At 64.0% G+C, this 13158-nt stretch carries 15 protein-coding genes; 10 read left to right on the top strand and 5 right to left on the bottom strand.

The annotated features are described in order from the left end of the window. Position 1: 1 nt before the first annotated feature. Complete coding sequence (locus tag SPICUR_RS06935; protein WP_158499835.1) at positions 2-706, top strand: DUF3429 family protein; 705 nt, start codon at positions 2-4, stop codon at positions 704-706. Here SPICUR_RS06935 and SPICUR_RS06930 read toward each other — a convergent pair. Beyond that, entirely contained in the window at positions 690-2099 is a 1410-nt protein-coding gene (locus tag SPICUR_RS06930; RefSeq protein ID WP_023367459.1) for a phospholipase D-like domain-containing protein, read from the bottom strand. The two genes, SPICUR_RS06935 and SPICUR_RS06930, sit on opposite strands and share 17 nt — an antisense overlap. 62 nt (positions 2100-2161) lie before the next feature. Here SPICUR_RS06930 and SPICUR_RS06925 point away from each other — a divergent pair, with 62 nt between their 5' ends. The 9 genes from SPICUR_RS06925 (at position 2162) to SPICUR_RS06885 (ending at position 10478) form a co-directional block, all read left to right on the top strand. Beyond that, positions 2162-3685 carry a lytic transglycosylase domain-containing protein gene (locus tag SPICUR_RS06925; RefSeq protein WP_077176349.1) on the top strand — a complete coding sequence of 508 codons (1524 nt, stop codon included), beginning with the start codon at positions 2162-2164 and terminating at the stop codon, positions 3683-3685. Next, a complete protein-coding gene (locus SPICUR_RS06920) occupies positions 3675-4223 on the top strand; it encodes a tellurite resistance TerB family protein (RefSeq protein WP_237220325.1) in 549 nt (182 codons plus the stop codon). The genes SPICUR_RS06925 and SPICUR_RS06920 overlap by 11 nt, the downstream gene beginning before the upstream one ends. After that, complete coding sequence (locus SPICUR_RS06915; RefSeq protein WP_023367453.1) at positions 4223-4705, top strand: hypothetical protein; 483 nt, start codon at positions 4223-4225, stop codon at positions 4703-4705. Before SPICUR_RS06920 ends, SPICUR_RS06915 begins: the two co-directional genes overlap by 1 nt. A 167-nt stretch (positions 4706-4872) precedes the next feature. After that, the gene (locus tag SPICUR_RS06910; protein ID WP_023367451.1) at positions 4873-7029 is read left to right on the top strand and encodes an adenosylcobalamin-dependent ribonucleoside-diphosphate reductase; all 2157 of its coding nucleotides are present in this window, start codon (positions 4873-4875) and stop codon (positions 7027-7029) included. 11 nt (positions 7030-7040) lie between these two features. Next, entirely contained in the window at positions 7041-7757 is a 717-nt protein-coding gene (locus SPICUR_RS06905) for a TSCPD domain-containing protein (RefSeq protein ID WP_023367449.1), read from the top strand. A gap of 75 nt (positions 7758-7832) precedes the next feature. Continuing rightward, positions 7833-8225: a prepilin-type N-terminal cleavage/methylation domain-containing protein gene (locus SPICUR_RS06900; RefSeq protein ID WP_023367447.1), complete on the top strand. Its 393-nt coding sequence runs from the start codon at positions 7833-7835 to the stop codon at positions 8223-8225. After that, positions 8222-9094: a prepilin-type N-terminal cleavage/methylation domain-containing protein gene (locus SPICUR_RS06895; protein ID WP_023367445.1), complete on the top strand. Its 873-nt coding sequence runs from the start codon at positions 8222-8224 to the stop codon at positions 9092-9094. Before SPICUR_RS06900 ends, SPICUR_RS06895 begins: the two co-directional genes overlap by 4 nt. Further along, positions 9091-9576 carry a hypothetical protein gene (locus SPICUR_RS06890; RefSeq protein WP_023367444.1) on the top strand — a complete coding sequence of 162 codons (486 nt, stop codon included), beginning with the start codon at positions 9091-9093 and terminating at the stop codon, positions 9574-9576. Before SPICUR_RS06895 ends, SPICUR_RS06890 begins: the two co-directional genes overlap by 4 nt. Before the next feature lie 44 nt (positions 9577-9620). Then, on the top strand, positions 9621-10478 hold the full coding sequence (locus SPICUR_RS06885; RefSeq protein WP_023367442.1) for a D-amino-acid transaminase: 858 nt from the start codon (positions 9621-9623) through the stop codon (positions 10476-10478). On the opposite strand, the gene dsbG is transcribed toward SPICUR_RS06885, so the two are convergent. The 4 genes from dsbG to SPICUR_RS06865 all read right to left on the bottom strand — a co-directional run bounded on the left by dsbG (position 10479) and on the right by SPICUR_RS06865 (position 13151). Further along, positions 10479-11252 carry a thiol:disulfide interchange protein DsbG gene (dsbG, locus tag SPICUR_RS06880; RefSeq protein WP_023367440.1) on the bottom strand — a complete coding sequence of 258 codons (774 nt, stop codon included), beginning with the start codon at positions 11250-11252 and terminating at the stop codon, positions 10479-10481. Positions 11253-11359: 107 nt separating this feature from the next. Beyond that, complete coding sequence (locus SPICUR_RS06875) at positions 11360-11698, bottom strand: high-potential iron-sulfur protein (protein WP_023367438.1); 339 nt, start codon at positions 11696-11698, stop codon at positions 11360-11362. Positions 11699-11843: 145 nt separating this feature from the next. Beyond that, positions 11844-12800, bottom strand: coding sequence for an SLAC1 anion channel family protein (locus SPICUR_RS06870; protein WP_023367436.1), 957 nt, complete (start codon positions 12798-12800; stop codon positions 11844-11846). Positions 12801-12803: 3 nt separating this feature from the next. Further along, positions 12804-13151: a hypothetical protein gene (locus tag SPICUR_RS06865; protein ID WP_023367434.1), complete on the bottom strand. Its 348-nt coding sequence runs from the start codon at positions 13149-13151 to the stop codon at positions 12804-12806. Positions 13152-13158: the final 7 nt, after the last annotated feature.

The raw sequence follows: 13158 nt of genomic DNA, 5'->3' as shown, positions 1-13158 counted from the left end.
CATGTCGGACGAGCCGACCCTCAAGGATCTCGCCGCCAGTGCAGAGGTGGTGGTCTTTCACTCCACTGTCACCGATCTGGGCGGCCTGGATGAATTACTGGAGTCGAGCGGCCGGGATTGGCGCGCCATCGAGATGGGGATGGGGTCGGCGGACAATCGCGAACAGTTCGCCCGTCTCAAGGCCCTGACCGGCTCGACCACGCTACCGCAGGTGTTCATCGATGGGCGCTTTGTCGGTGGTCTGCAGGCGGCGACCGCGCGGATTGAGGCGCCCGGGCGTCATCCGAACGCTGCCAGCTGGATGGGCTATCTTGGTCTGCTGCCATTCGCGGCGGCGGCCGCCGGACCATGGCTTGGACTGGCCTGGACGGTGGAATGGCTGCTTGCCTATGGCGCGGTGATCCTGTCGTTCGTCGGCGCGATTCACTGGGGGCTCGCCATGGGTCAGCATCATCCAGCGCCGGCGTCATTCCATGCCTCGGTCATCCCCGCGCTGGTGGGCTGGGTCGCGCTGATTCTGCCGACGCTGATCGGACTGCCGCTGCTGGCGGTGGGCTTCATGGCCTGGCGGTTCTGGGAGGCGCGTTATGCCGCGATGGTCATGCCGCGCTGGTTCCGACGCCTTCGCACCGTCCTGACCGTGGGAGCGGTCGCTGCACTGATCGGCGGTTGGCTGGCGCTGCTGCCTGCTACAGGTACGGCGTGAACAGCCAGGCAATGGCATCGCGGATCCGCGGCAGGAGGGGGCGCTCGTCGAGCTCTGTCAGCGTCACGCGATGGGCGCTCGCCCGCGCCGTCTCGATATGCCGCGCCATTCGGGCACCGAAGCGCGTGTCATAGACCTCAACCATGATCTCGAAGTTGAGTCGCAGGCTCCGCGCATCCAGATTGGCCGAGCCCACCTGAGTGTAGTGCTCGTCGACGACGATCAGCTTGGTGTGATCAAACGGGCCCGGCTGGTAGTAAACCCCGACATCCCACTTGACCAGCTCCCAGAGCATGTTGCGGCTCGCCCAGTGCATGAATGGCAGATTATTGTGAGCCGGCAGGATGATATCGACGCGGGTACCGCGGACGGCGGCCGCCTGCAGTGCGGCCACCAGTTCCCGGGGTGGCACGAAGTAGGGTGTCATGATGGCGACATGTTCGCGCGCCGCAGCGACCGCGCCGACCAGGACCATCGTCAGCCGATGCAGATCCTCATTGGGACCATCCACGAGGGTCCGGCCCAACGCGGTGCCGGTCTGTTCCGGCCCGGCGGGAGCGGACAGTGCGGGGCGCTCGCCGGTGACGAACTCCCAGTCGTCGAGGAAGACATCCTCGAGCTGTCGGGTCACCGGTCCCTGCACGCGGAAATGGATGTCACGGATACCCTCACGATGATCGGGCCGCTCATGGAGATGGCGGTCACCGATATTCATGCCGCCGACAAAGCCGATGGTGCCGTCGGTGATCAGGAGCTTGCGGTGATTACGCAGGTTGATGACGGGACTCGGGGGGAACAGACGAGGGGGCAGGAAGCGCTCGACATGAACGCCATCCGCCTGTAACCGGTGCCGGATCGCCGGCCGGTTGTAGTACTCACCCGCGCCATCCACCAGCACGCGAACGTCGACACCCCGCTCGTGGGCCGCGGCGAGGGCATCGGCGAAACGCTGTCCGACGCTGTTGCTCTCGAATATATAGGTGGACAGATAGACCCGGTCGGTCGCCTGATCGATCGCCTCGAGCATGGCGGGATAGGCCGCCTCGCCGCCCACCAGGCTGTCGATGACGTTGCCATGGGTCATCGCCAGCCCCGTTACGGCGCCCGAGATCTGTGCCTGGGTGCGGAATGCGGTCGGGATGGGATCGGCGACGTGGGTGTTGGTGGCATCGAGGCTGCTTGTGTGTTCACCGCGCAATTGACGGGCACGCATGTAGATCCGGTTGATTCCGAGCAGGTAATAGAACACCGGGCCGACCACGGGGAATAGCAGGCAGAATGCGATCCATCCGAATGCCGCCGCGGGCTCGCGCTTGAAGAGCAGGGCGTGCAGGGCGCTGCCGGTCGAGATCAGCAGGACAGCGGCGACGAGAATCCATTGAATCGGCTGCATTGTCTGCGGCGTCCTCCGCGACTAGTATCCGATAGAGAGCCACTCTCCCTATTGAGGATGCCATGTTAACGCTTCGTCGCGCGCTGCAAACGATCCTGTTGGTCGGGGGGATGATCTCGGCATCGGCGGCGGAGACCACACCGTCACTGCCGGTGCCGGCGGCCCTCGAGCCGGCCGTCGCATTCTGGCAGCAGATCTATACCGAGGTGTCCGTTGACGCGGGCGTCATCCACGATGCCGGCCCTGGGTTGCGGATCATCGCGCGGCTCGAGGTGCCTCAGCCCCCGCACTGGCAGGCGCGTCGCGAGGTGATCCGGGTGGCACTGGATCGACACCGGGAAGCGCTGAACGCACTGGCGGATCAGGCGATGCAACCCGCCGGTGCGCTGCAGTCAGATCTGTTGACGCGGTTGCCCGCTGGCATTGGCGCGGCGGCCACGCGCGAAATGGCGTCGCGTCTGCGGTTTCAGGGAGGATTGCGGGAGCGCTTCCGCGAGGGGCTCGTCCGATCGGGTCGCTGGCGGGCGCACATCCTCGATGCGCTTGCCGCCCGGGGCGTGCCGGCCGAGCTTGTCGCCCTGCCACATGTCGAGTCGTCCTTTAATCCGCGGGCGCGCTCCCACGCCGGGGCTGCCGGGCTGTGGCAGTTCACCGCCGGGACCGGACGTCGTTTCCTGCGGATCGATCCGGTTGTCGATGATCGACTCGATCCGTGGAAGAGCAGTACCGCCGCGGCCGCACTGCTTGCCCATAACCATGATGAGCTGGGCGATTGGCCGCTCGCCATTACCGCCTACAACCACGGCCTCAACGGCATCCGGCGGGCGGTGCGCGAGGTGGGTTCAAAACAGTATATGGCGGTGCGCGAGCGCTATGAGGGGCCGCGTTTCGGCTTCGCGTCGCGGCACTTCTATCCGGCGTTGATCGCCGCCGCCCGCGTGGACGAGGATGCTGAACGCCATTTCAGTGGGATCCGCCGCGATCCGCCACTGCAGACCCTGCGCGTGCAGCTGCCTCACTACACGCCGGTGGACACACTGCTGGCTGGAACACCGATTGACCGCTCGGCGCTCCAACGCCTTAATCCGGGCCTCGGACCATCGGTCTGGGACGGACGTAAGTTCATTCCCCGGGGCCATGCCCTGGTGCTGCCGGTGAGAGAGCGGGTTGACTGGGCGAGCGCCATTGCCAATCTGCGCGGCGATCGGCTCTATCGTGACCAGCGTCCAACGCGTGAGCACCCGGTGGTGGCGGGGCAGACGCTGTCCGCGATTGCCCAGCGCTATGACGTTGACCTGCAGGCCCTGATGGCGGCTAACGGGATTGCTGATCCGCGGCGGCTGCGTGCCGGGCAGCGTCTGGATCTGCCGATGGCAGGATCAATGCCGTCGGCCGTTGGGGCAAACCATCATGAGGTTCGTCCTGGCGAGACGCTGGGCGCCATAGCGAGGCGCCACGACGTCGATACCGATCAGCTGATCCGGCTCAATGAACTCGATGACCCCGACCGCATCCAAGCGGGACAGCGACTGCTGGTGGCCCGCTCGGCCGCCATTTCCGTGGTCGACATGGCGGATGAGCCCTGATAAGACGGGAACAACGGAGAGCAGGAAACAGGTTCTGGAGATGATTGAAGCCATCAAGCAGTTTTATGAACAGCGCATGAACCCGGGCGCGGCATCCGCTGACGATCCCGAGTCGCACCGATTGCAGCTTGCCACGGCCGCGCTGCTCATCGAGATGGCACAGGCGGACAACCAGCGCGACAGCGTGGAGTTCCAGGCGATCCACGACGGCATCATCGAGGTTTTCGGGCTCTCGCCGGAGGAGACTTCGGAGGTGATCGAGCTGGCCGATCAGGAGGTGCACGACGCGACGGATCACTTCGAGTTCAGTCAGCTGATCAACGAGCAATTCGACTATCAGCAGAAGTGCCAGGTGGTAGAGCTGCTGTGGCGGGTCTGCCTTGCTGACTCGGAGATGGATCGCTACGAAGAGCATCTCGTCCGCAAGATCGCCGAACTGCTTCATGTCGAGCACAGCGCCTTCATCGCCGCGAAACTGCGCGTCCAGCGCGACTACAGCGCCAGCGGCCAGCTCAGCGACTACGACGGCTACGAATAGTGGCGGCATTTCGAGCGAGGCAGGTCGCACGGATACGTGACGCCGTCGCCACGGCCCGCCAGGCGGTCCGGCAGGCCGCCCACCCGGATCGGTTGCTTTTCGCCCGCGCTTTCGTCGACGCCGGGGGGGCGCAGGTGCCGGGTGACCGCGGCGGTGAGGCCAGCGCTGCCCTGGCTGAACGACTGCTGGACGCGGTCGCTGGCGGGCAGTGCGAGGCACCGGCCGACGCTGACCTCGAGCGTGAGCTCCAACGGGTACGCACAGAGACCGAATGGGCGCTTGCCCTGGATGATGAGCGCATCGTCGGTTTCCTGCTCGATCTACCGGATTCGGCCATGGAGACCCCGACCGTCGAGGCTCTGGCCCACCAGAGTCAGGGACTGGGCCCCGGGATCTTCCGTAAGGCCGATATCCTTGTCCTGCAGCCCGAGTGCGATGGCGCCCGATTCATCCCCGTCACCGAGCACGATATCGAGTGCTGAGCCCGCCCCGTCCGGCTTGACTTGTGCCTGTCCTGGGTTAGGCTATGGGTCATTGCACAATATGTAGTGGTGGAACGGGAAATCGCCTGTATATGTTGTGGATAACCGCCGGTAACCCGCGTGTGTCGCGGTTCCGGTGCCGAATCGACCAGCGCAAGGAGAATGCCATGACAACCGCAACTAAATTGCGTGCGCTACCCAAGGCCGTCACCGATATCCCCATCCAGCCCGCCTCCGCCGATATCTGGGACAAGAAGTATCGGCTCAAGTCCAAGGAAGACACGATCATCGATGAGACGGTCGATGACACCTATCAGCGTGTCGCCCGGGCGCTCGCCGATGTCGAGCCCGAGAAAGACCGGGGCTACTGGTTCGAACAGTTCCTGTGGGCGCTGCGCCGCGGGGCCATCCCGGCTGGCCGCATCACCTCCAACGCCGGTGCCTGGGATCACAAACCGGCGACCTCGACGATCAACTGCACGGTCTCGTCCACGGTCAGTGACTCGATGGACGACATCCTCGAAAAGGTCCACGAGGCTGGCCTGACGCTCAAGGCGGGCTGTGGCATCGGCTATGAGTTCTCGACACTGCGTCCCAAGGGGGCCTATGTGTCCGGCGCCGGCGCCTATACCTCCGGGCCGCTGTCGTTCATGGATATCTACGACAAGATGTGTTTCACCGTCTCCTCTGCAGGAGGGCGCCGGGGCGCCCAGATGGCGACCTTCGACGTCGGCCATCCCGATGTCATGGATTTCATCCGCGCCAAGCGCGAGGATGGTCGCCTGCGCCAGTTCAATCTCTCCCTGCTCATCACGGATGGATTCATGCAGGCGGTCCGCGACGGCGCTGACTGGCCGCTGGCCTTCCCGATGAAGCCCGAAGAGGCGCAGAGCGAGGGTGTCGACGTCAACGATGCCGATCAGGTGCTCTGGCGGGAATGGCCGAACCGCGCCAGCGGGTATCTGACGCGGGACGATGGTCTGGTTGCCTGCCGGATCTATCGCTGGGTCAAGGCCCAGCGGATCTGGGACATGATCATGACCTCGACCTACGATTACGCCGAGCCGGGTTTTGTGCTCATTGATCGCGTCAACGAGATGAACAATAACTGGTTCTGCGAGGAAATCCGCGCGACCAATCCCTGTGGTGAGCAGCCGCTGCCGCCTTACGGGGCCTGCCTGCTCGGCTCGGTGAACCTCACCAAGTTCGTCCGCGAACCATTCACCGAGCGTGCCCACTTCGACTGGGACGAATACCGCCGTGTAGTGGCGCTGTTCACCCGCATGCTCGATAACGTTGTCGAGATCAATGGCCTGCCGCTCGAGCGTCAGCGTGAGGAGATCCAGCGCAAGCGCCGCCACGGCATGGGCTTCCTCGGCCTTGGTTCAACGGTCACGATGCTGCGGATGAAATACGGCGATGCCGATTCGCTGGCGTTTACCGAAGAGGTGTCCCGGGAGATGGCGCTGGAGGGCTGGCGCGAGGCCCTGCGACTGGCCGAGGAAAAAGGCCCGGCGCCGATCATGGATGAGTCATTCACGGTCACCGAGCGGATGCTCGCCTGGCGGCCGGAGCTCCGCGATGATGGCTATAGCAGCGGCGATACGATCCCGGGCCGAGTGCTTTGGGGCCGCTACAGCCGCTACATGCAACGGGTCGCCGGCGAGGAGCCGGAGCTGGTTGAAGCGCTGGTTGAAAAGGGAGCGCGGTTCACCCATCACACCTCCATTGCGCCGACCGGCACGATCAGCCTGTCGCTGGCGAACAATGCCTCCAATGGCATCGAGCCGAGCTTTGCGCATCATTACTTCCGTAATGTGATCCGCGAGGGTAAGAAGTCGAAGGAGAAGGTGGATGTCTTCAGCTTCGAGCTGCTCGCCTACCGCACGCTCATCGACGAGGGAGCGCTGCCGAGCATGGATGCGGAGACCCGTAACCTGCCCGATTACTTCATTGCCGCGGACGATGTCACACCGAAGCAGCACGTCGACATTCAGTCCGCCGCCCAGAAATGGGTGGACTCGAGTATCTCCAAAACCGCCAATGTCCCCACGGAATATCCCTATGAGGACTTCAAGGGCATCTACCAGTACGCCTATGACAACGGGCTGAAGGGCTGCACGACCTTCCGCTTCAATCCGGAGGCGTTCCAGGGGGTGCTGGTCAAGGAGTCAGACCTTGAGAACACGATCTACCGCTTCCGCCTGGATGACGGCCGCACCGTCGAGGTGAAAGGCGGCGATGAGGTCGAGTACGACGGCGAGGTTCATACCGCCGCCAACCTCTATGACGCCCTCAAGGAAGGGTACTACGGGAAATTCTGAGGACAGACGCCATGGCAGTGAAAATCGATACCAAGATCGTTGACTACGAAGTCGCCCGGGCGGATGCGGAAGACGCCCCCGCCAGTGACGCCGGCCATACCCCGGCGGCGGCCGCTGCGATCGAGCACATGCACGAGGAGTTGAAGCGACCGGAGCGCCTCGAGGGGCAGACCTACAAGATCAAGACGCCGCTCTCCGAGCATGCGCTCTATGTCACCGTGAACGACCTGATACTCAACGAGGGCACGGAGCATGAGCTGCGTCGACCATTCGAGGTGTTCATCAACTCGAAGAACATGGACCATTTTCAGTGGATCGTGGCGCTGACACGGATCATCTCGGCGGTGTTCCGCAAGGGTGGCGACTGCACCTTCCTGGTCGAGGAACTGCGCAGTGTCTTTGACCCGCGCGGCGGCTATTTCAAAAAGGGCGGTCGCTTTATGCCCTCCCTGGTCGCCGAGATCGGCGAGGTGCTCGAGCAGCATCTGCGCTCCATCGGCATGATCGAAGCGGAGGGGCTGGATGAGCATCAGCGCCGCTATATCGAGCAGAAAAAGGCCGAGGCCATGGATCGTGGCCAGGCAGGCAATCCGGCCAATGATGCCGCGACGGATGACGATGGCTATCCCGCGGGCGCTGAGCTCTGCGGTAAGTGTCACATCAAGGCCATGGTGGTCATGGATGGCTGCCTGACCTGCCTCAACTGTGGCGACAGTAAATGCGGCTGACGGTCACCGCCTGACGGTATCGGACGGCCGATCAGCGGTCGTCCGGCACCACCGGGGGCCTGCTACGTTGGGCCCATGCACGCGACGAGAACAACGCCTGTCAGTAGCCGTCAGGCCGGCAGCTCACTGGTTGAGGTGCTGGTCGCCTCCGCCATTCTCGGGATGGGGCTGCTGGGCCTTATCCTTGGCCAGACCCGGGCCGGCAACGACCTGCGCCAGATGCAGTGGCATACGGATGCACGCGTGCTGGCGATGGCGCTTGCCGAACAGGTGCGGGCCTACGGCCCGTCCGGTCTCCCGGCGGTCCATCGAGCGGCATGGCGGGATCGTGTTGCCGAACGGCTGCCCGAGGGTGAGGCCAGCGTTGAGTGGCCCCGCACCCGCGCGGGCCGCGGTGTCATCACGCTTGCCTGGCGGCGTCCGGGTCAGGCCGAGGCTGCCCAGCTGCGCTATGTATTCCGTCCATGACCACGGGCCACCGTCGCCAGTGCGGGCTGACGCTGGTCGAGCTGCTGATTGCCACGGGTCTCGGTGCGGTCGTCCTGCTGACCGCCGGGGAGTCACTGCTGACCGCCCGGCAGATCGAGCGAGTGGATCGTTCGACCGCACGTCAACTGGATGGCGCAGGGACCGCGCTGGCACTGATCGCGCGCACACTCCGGCAGGCCGGTTATCCGGGCTGTCACCCCGACCGCCGGCGCAATCTGGTTGCGTCCGGCGTTGACCCCATCGCAACGGTGATCAGCGCTGGCAATGGACTCACCATCCGTACGATGCGCAGCCTCGGGCACGCCGGTCTGGTGGGAGCACCCGTCAGAGGTGAAAACCTGCCGCTCGATCGGGCTCATGGGGTGGAAGCGGGGCAGCCGGTGGCCGCGGTCAACGCGCGTGGCAGTGGCTGCGTGCTGTTTCGGCAGGCGGATACGGCCACTGACACCCTCGATCGAGGTCCTGGACCTGCGGCGGTCAACCGACGACCGACCGAGGGTTACTGGCCGATGGGCGATCCGATCGAGATATTCGTGCCTGAACGAACGACCTTTTTCGTCGATGCCTCGGTGGGTGATGGAGGGGGTCGCAGCCTGTTCCGGCGTCGCCAGTCGAGGGGGGGTGATCGTGAGGAATTGGTGGTCGGGGTCCGCTCGCTCAGCATCGAAGCGGGCATTGATGACAACGGCGATGGCTACGTCGATCGAACCGTCAGTGGCGAAGCGGACCTGGACGGTCTGGATGTCGTTGCCGTGCAGGTTGCGCTTGAGCTGAGCGCGCCGGATGCGCCAATCGCGGCCGGTCGGTCAGTGCAGACCACCATTGCGCTGCGGAATGGCCGCCCGTGAGGGGTGATGAGCGCGGTATCGCTCTGATCGGAGTCCTCGGTGTGGTGGTGATCGTTGCGTTGATCACCCTGTCGGCGCTGGAGCGGGGCATGCTCCAGGCCCGCTCTGTCACCGCTGCGATCGACCGCGCCAGGACGTTCGAGGCCGCAGCTTTCGCCCTGCGTCGTGGGGCTGACCGCGCAAGCGACTGGTCCCGGCCACCGGTGGATCCGGTGCCAGCGCCGCAGCGGGCGGCATGGCGGTCGGTGATCCGGGCGCAGGGGCGGGCGGTGAGTGGTGCGCCCCACCACCCGCTGCTGAGTCGCGCGCCCGAGGTCCTGGTTGAGCGGCTCCGCTCGATCAACCAGGCTGACTGTCGTGGCCATGCCTGTGGCTACCGGCTCACTGCGCTTGCCGATGACAGCGGCGATGGCGCGGATGTCGTGCTGCAGGCACGGATCATCGACGGCTCGGCGGTTCGCATCTGGCGGGTGCTGCGGTGATACCCTGATGATCGAGTCGAGCCGAGTGCAAGGGGAATCGAGGGATGTCACGTATCGTCTACGTCAATGGCGGTTTCCTGCCGGAGGCATCTGCCAGTCTGTCCATTTTCGACCGCGGCGTCCTCTTCGCCGATGCCGTCTATGAAGTCACCGCAGTGATCGACGGTGGGCTCGTCGACTTTGATGCCCATCAAAGGCGACTCCGCCGCAGCCTTGCGGAACTGGGGATCGACTTCGATCCGGAGGAGGCCGGGTTGCTGGATATCCACCGCGAGCTCATTCACCGCAATGACCTGCGTGAGGGGCTGGTCTATCTGCAGATCAGCCGCGGTGTGGCGGACCGCAGCTTCCTCCAGCCAACGAATGCTCAGCCCTCGGTGATCCTTTTCACGCAGGCCCAGTCACTGCTTGATACACCGGCAGCCGAGTCCGGCCTGTCGATCATTACCCAGCCGGACAAGCGCTGGCATCGGCGCGATATCAAAACGACGCAGTTGCTCTACCCCTCGATGATGAAGACCCTCGCCGACGAGCGGGGTGCGCATGATGTCTGGATGGTGGAGGGGGGGCACGTCACCGAGGGCAGCTCGAGCAATGCCCACATCATTACCGCCGATGGCAGCCTGGTCACTCGCCCGATATCGCAGGACATTCTCCATGGCATCACTCGTGCCGCAGTGCTCGACTACACGCGGGAAACCGGTGCCGGGGTCGTTGAGCGGGCCTTCACCGTGGCTGAGGCTCAGGGCGCCCGGGAGGCCTTCATTACCAGTGCCACCGCCTTTGTGACTCCGGTGACAGCGATTGATGGCGTGCCCATCGGCGACGGCCATCCCGGCCCGGCGACACGCCGGATCCGGGCGCACTATATCGATCACAGCCGCAGTCGACTGCAGTACTGATCATTCGGGGCGCGGGCCACCCATAACGGCGGTGAGGCGTTCGTCCCTGGGCAGTCCGCGGGCCAGTCGGATGTCACCGTTTTCATCACGGTAGTAGACCGACGGGGTGCCGCGGATGCCGAGACGGCTCATGAGCTCGTTATTCGACTGCACCGTCGATGACGCGGATTCAGGAATGGGATCAGCCGGTGTGACGCCACCTTCATCGAACGCCGCTTCGTGTGCGGCCAGCGCGGCGGCCGGGTCGTCATCGGCCAGCAGCGTCGCGGCCTTGCCCAGGCTGTCCTCTCGGAGGACCCCCACCATCACATGGCGGATCTGCACGTCGCCCGCCTCGACCCAGTCCCGGCTCTGTTTGTAGAAACGACTGCAATAGGGACAGTTGGGATCGGTGAACGAGTAGATCACGCGTTCCGCATCGGGACTGCCATCGGCGATCCAGCCTGCATCCGCGACCGCGTCCCACTCGCTTTCCGGCCTTGCGGCGTTGGCGGCGGCGGAGAGGACGGGTTCGGACAGGTTGGTGCCATCACCATCCAGCAGTGTCCCGACGAGTACATGCTGCTGGTCAGAGGTCACGTAAGCGGCGAGTGTCTGACCCTGGAAGCTGACGGTGTAGCCGGTCAGCCCGCCGGGCGCCTCGAAGGCCTCACCAATGGTGGCGCCCCGATCCTCCAGCGCCATGATCGGTGCCGGAAGCGCGGTGTCGTCTGCCTGGGCGAGGACCAGGACGGGCATCAGCAGAGCCAGTGCGGAAAGCAGGGATCGGATCATGGAGAGTGCCTCGGGTTGGGTCCGTGGGTTGTTCCGACGATCGACCTAATAAAAGCCCCCGGCTCGGAGGACGAGACCGGGGGCTTGCGTTCGAACGTGATTCGGCCTTAGCTGCTCGCCCGCACCCAGGCGCTGCACCAGCCGTTGGTATTAACGGCCTTACCCGGGAATGCAGTGCAACCGCCCCACTCATCATCACGGCTACCGAGGTAGAGCCGGCAATTGGCGCAGACCGCGTCGGATTCGCGCATGTCGTCCTTCTCGGTCGCATCATGGACGTAGTTCAGGGCGATCGCCTGCGGATCGTCCTCGGCGAGTTTGGGCATATCCTGGGCGAGTGCGTTGGAGCCGCGAACGCCCATGTAGCCAATCGGTGCAGCGGCAGCGCCCATGAGCGCACCCCGCAGGAGACGGCGCCGGTCGTTACGGAAACTATTGTCGGTCATGAATTCACCCCTTGATGGTGGATAGGAAATCGCTTTGTAAGCGTTTTAATCTTCACCGGTTAGCCTACCGACTGCGGATCCTTCGGGAAAGCGTCAGCGCGAGCGGAATTGATCGCAAGCAAATCAAACCGGGCTCTGCCAACGACTATTCAGGGACGCATATCTGTCCGCGTCCCGCTGCCCGCACAGTGAGCAGGCACAGCCACAGGATGACCGCGCTCGTGACAGCGATCAGGACTGCACTCAGCCACTGCGCCCAATCGGCACCCGTGTGCTGGTGATAGACCATCGCCGCGATCGTCATTGCCGCGAGCGGAAAGGAGTAGGCCCAGAAGGACAGGAAAAAACCGAGCGCGGCGAATCGGCGGATCTGGGTAGCCAGAAGCAGCGTCATGAACAGCCCAGTGTTGAACAGGATCCGGGCGAAGGGATCCATACCACCCACCATGCTGGCATAGGCGATGAATCCGACTGCCGGCGGGGCGATGAGGATGAACAGCGTCGGCAGCAGTCGGCCCGGCAGCGGATCATGAAAGATGATCCGGTAGAAGATGATCGTCAGAAGGATCATCCAGAAGATCAGGCCGACGCTGAAGAAAAACCATGACACCGCGACATAGCCATGCGTCATCCCGGCGATCGGGACCAGGATGTTGCCGACCGCCGGGATGAACCAGGCCGGATTGATATGGACGATCTGAAAGTGCTCGTGATGCATCCAGCGATCGACGATGAACAGTGTTAGAGCCAGGTGCAGGCCGACGCCAATGGCCCACAGACTCAGCGAGAAATCGGGCAGTATGTGGCGTGTTGCCGTTCCCAGCAGGATCAGGCTGATACTGATGGTCGCGAAAAAGCTGAGCTTGACGGGGTGGTTCAGCTCAGCCTGAACGGCGGCGGGATAGCGCGCGAGCTTGAGGATGTAGGCCATCAGCAGCAGGGCGAACATCCCGCCGGCGAGGACCAGTAAACCCTGGCCGATCGCCGTTGGAAGGCCGAACACCATCGCCCCTTTCTGCCACAGCAATGTCAGCCCTGAAATGCCCATGACCATGGCGAAAAGGGCGATGGGCAGGTGCTGCAATCGGGTCGACTCTGTCATGGATCAGGCGGTCCTTTTCATGAGCAGCTGGATCGGCGGATAGACGATACAGGCGGACGCGAATCCGATCCCGACGCCGGCGGCAACGATAGCCAGATAGTCAACGATACTCTGGAGCTGTGCCAGATTGGCGCCGGTCCAGGCGGGGAAGTAGAGCGCCGCGGAAATACCAAGCAGCGCACCGATGCCCGCGGCCGTTCTGAGGCCGGCCGCCAGATTCAGTCGACGGTGCCGGCCCACCACCATTGCGAACAGGAGAAGATCCACCCCTATCACGAGTCCCACCGGCAGCAGAATGGGCCGGAAAAGCTCCAGGACCACCGCCAGGATGCCAAAAATCGAGAATTCCATGACGTTT

The sequence above is a fragment of the Spiribacter curvatus genome, assembly GCF_000485905.1.
In the GTDB taxonomy this organism is placed as follows: Bacteria; Pseudomonadota; Gammaproteobacteria; order Nitrococcales; family Nitrococcaceae; genus Spiribacter; species Spiribacter curvatus.
Note: the sequence above shows the minus strand (reverse complement) of the source record. Positions and strands in the feature narration are given on the sequence as shown.

Coding starts and splice junctions, on each gene's coding strand:
- SPICUR_RS06935 (WP_158499835.1), top strand. CDS start 2: ATGTCGGACGAGCCGACCCTCAAGGATCTCGCCGCCAGTGCAGAGGTG.
- SPICUR_RS06930 (WP_023367459.1), bottom strand. CDS start 2,099: ATGCAGCCGATTCAATGGATTCTCGTCGCCGCTGTCCTGCTGATCTCG.
- SPICUR_RS06925 (WP_077176349.1), top strand. CDS start 2,162: ATGTTAACGCTTCGTCGCGCGCTGCAAACGATCCTGTTGGTCGGGGGG.
- SPICUR_RS06920 (WP_237220325.1), top strand. CDS start 3,675: ATGAGCCCTGATAAGACGGGAACAACGGAGAGCAGGAAACAGGTTCTG.
- SPICUR_RS06910 (WP_023367451.1), top strand. CDS start 4,873: ATGACAACCGCAACTAAATTGCGTGCGCTACCCAAGGCCGTCACCGAT.
- SPICUR_RS06905 (WP_023367449.1), top strand. CDS start 7,041: ATGGCAGTGAAAATCGATACCAAGATCGTTGACTACGAAGTCGCCCGG.
- SPICUR_RS06900 (WP_023367447.1), top strand. CDS start 7,833: ATGCACGCGACGAGAACAACGCCTGTCAGTAGCCGTCAGGCCGGCAGC.
- SPICUR_RS06895 (WP_023367445.1), top strand. CDS start 8,222: ATGACCACGGGCCACCGTCGCCAGTGCGGGCTGACGCTGGTCGAGCTG.
- SPICUR_RS06885 (WP_023367442.1), top strand. CDS start 9,621: ATGTCACGTATCGTCTACGTCAATGGCGGTTTCCTGCCGGAGGCATCT.
- dsbG (WP_023367440.1), bottom strand. CDS start 11,252: ATGATCCGATCCCTGCTTTCCGCACTGGCTCTGCTGATGCCCGTCCTG.
- SPICUR_RS06875 (WP_023367438.1), bottom strand. CDS start 11,698: ATGACCGACAATAGTTTCCGTAACGACCGGCGCCGTCTCCTGCGGGGT.
- SPICUR_RS06870 (WP_023367436.1), bottom strand. CDS start 12,800: ATGACAGAGTCGACCCGATTGCAGCACCTGCCCATCGCCCTTTTCGCC.
- SPICUR_RS06865 (WP_023367434.1), bottom strand. CDS start 13,151: ATGGAATTCTCGATTTTTGGCATCCTGGCGGTGGTCCTGGAGCTTTTC.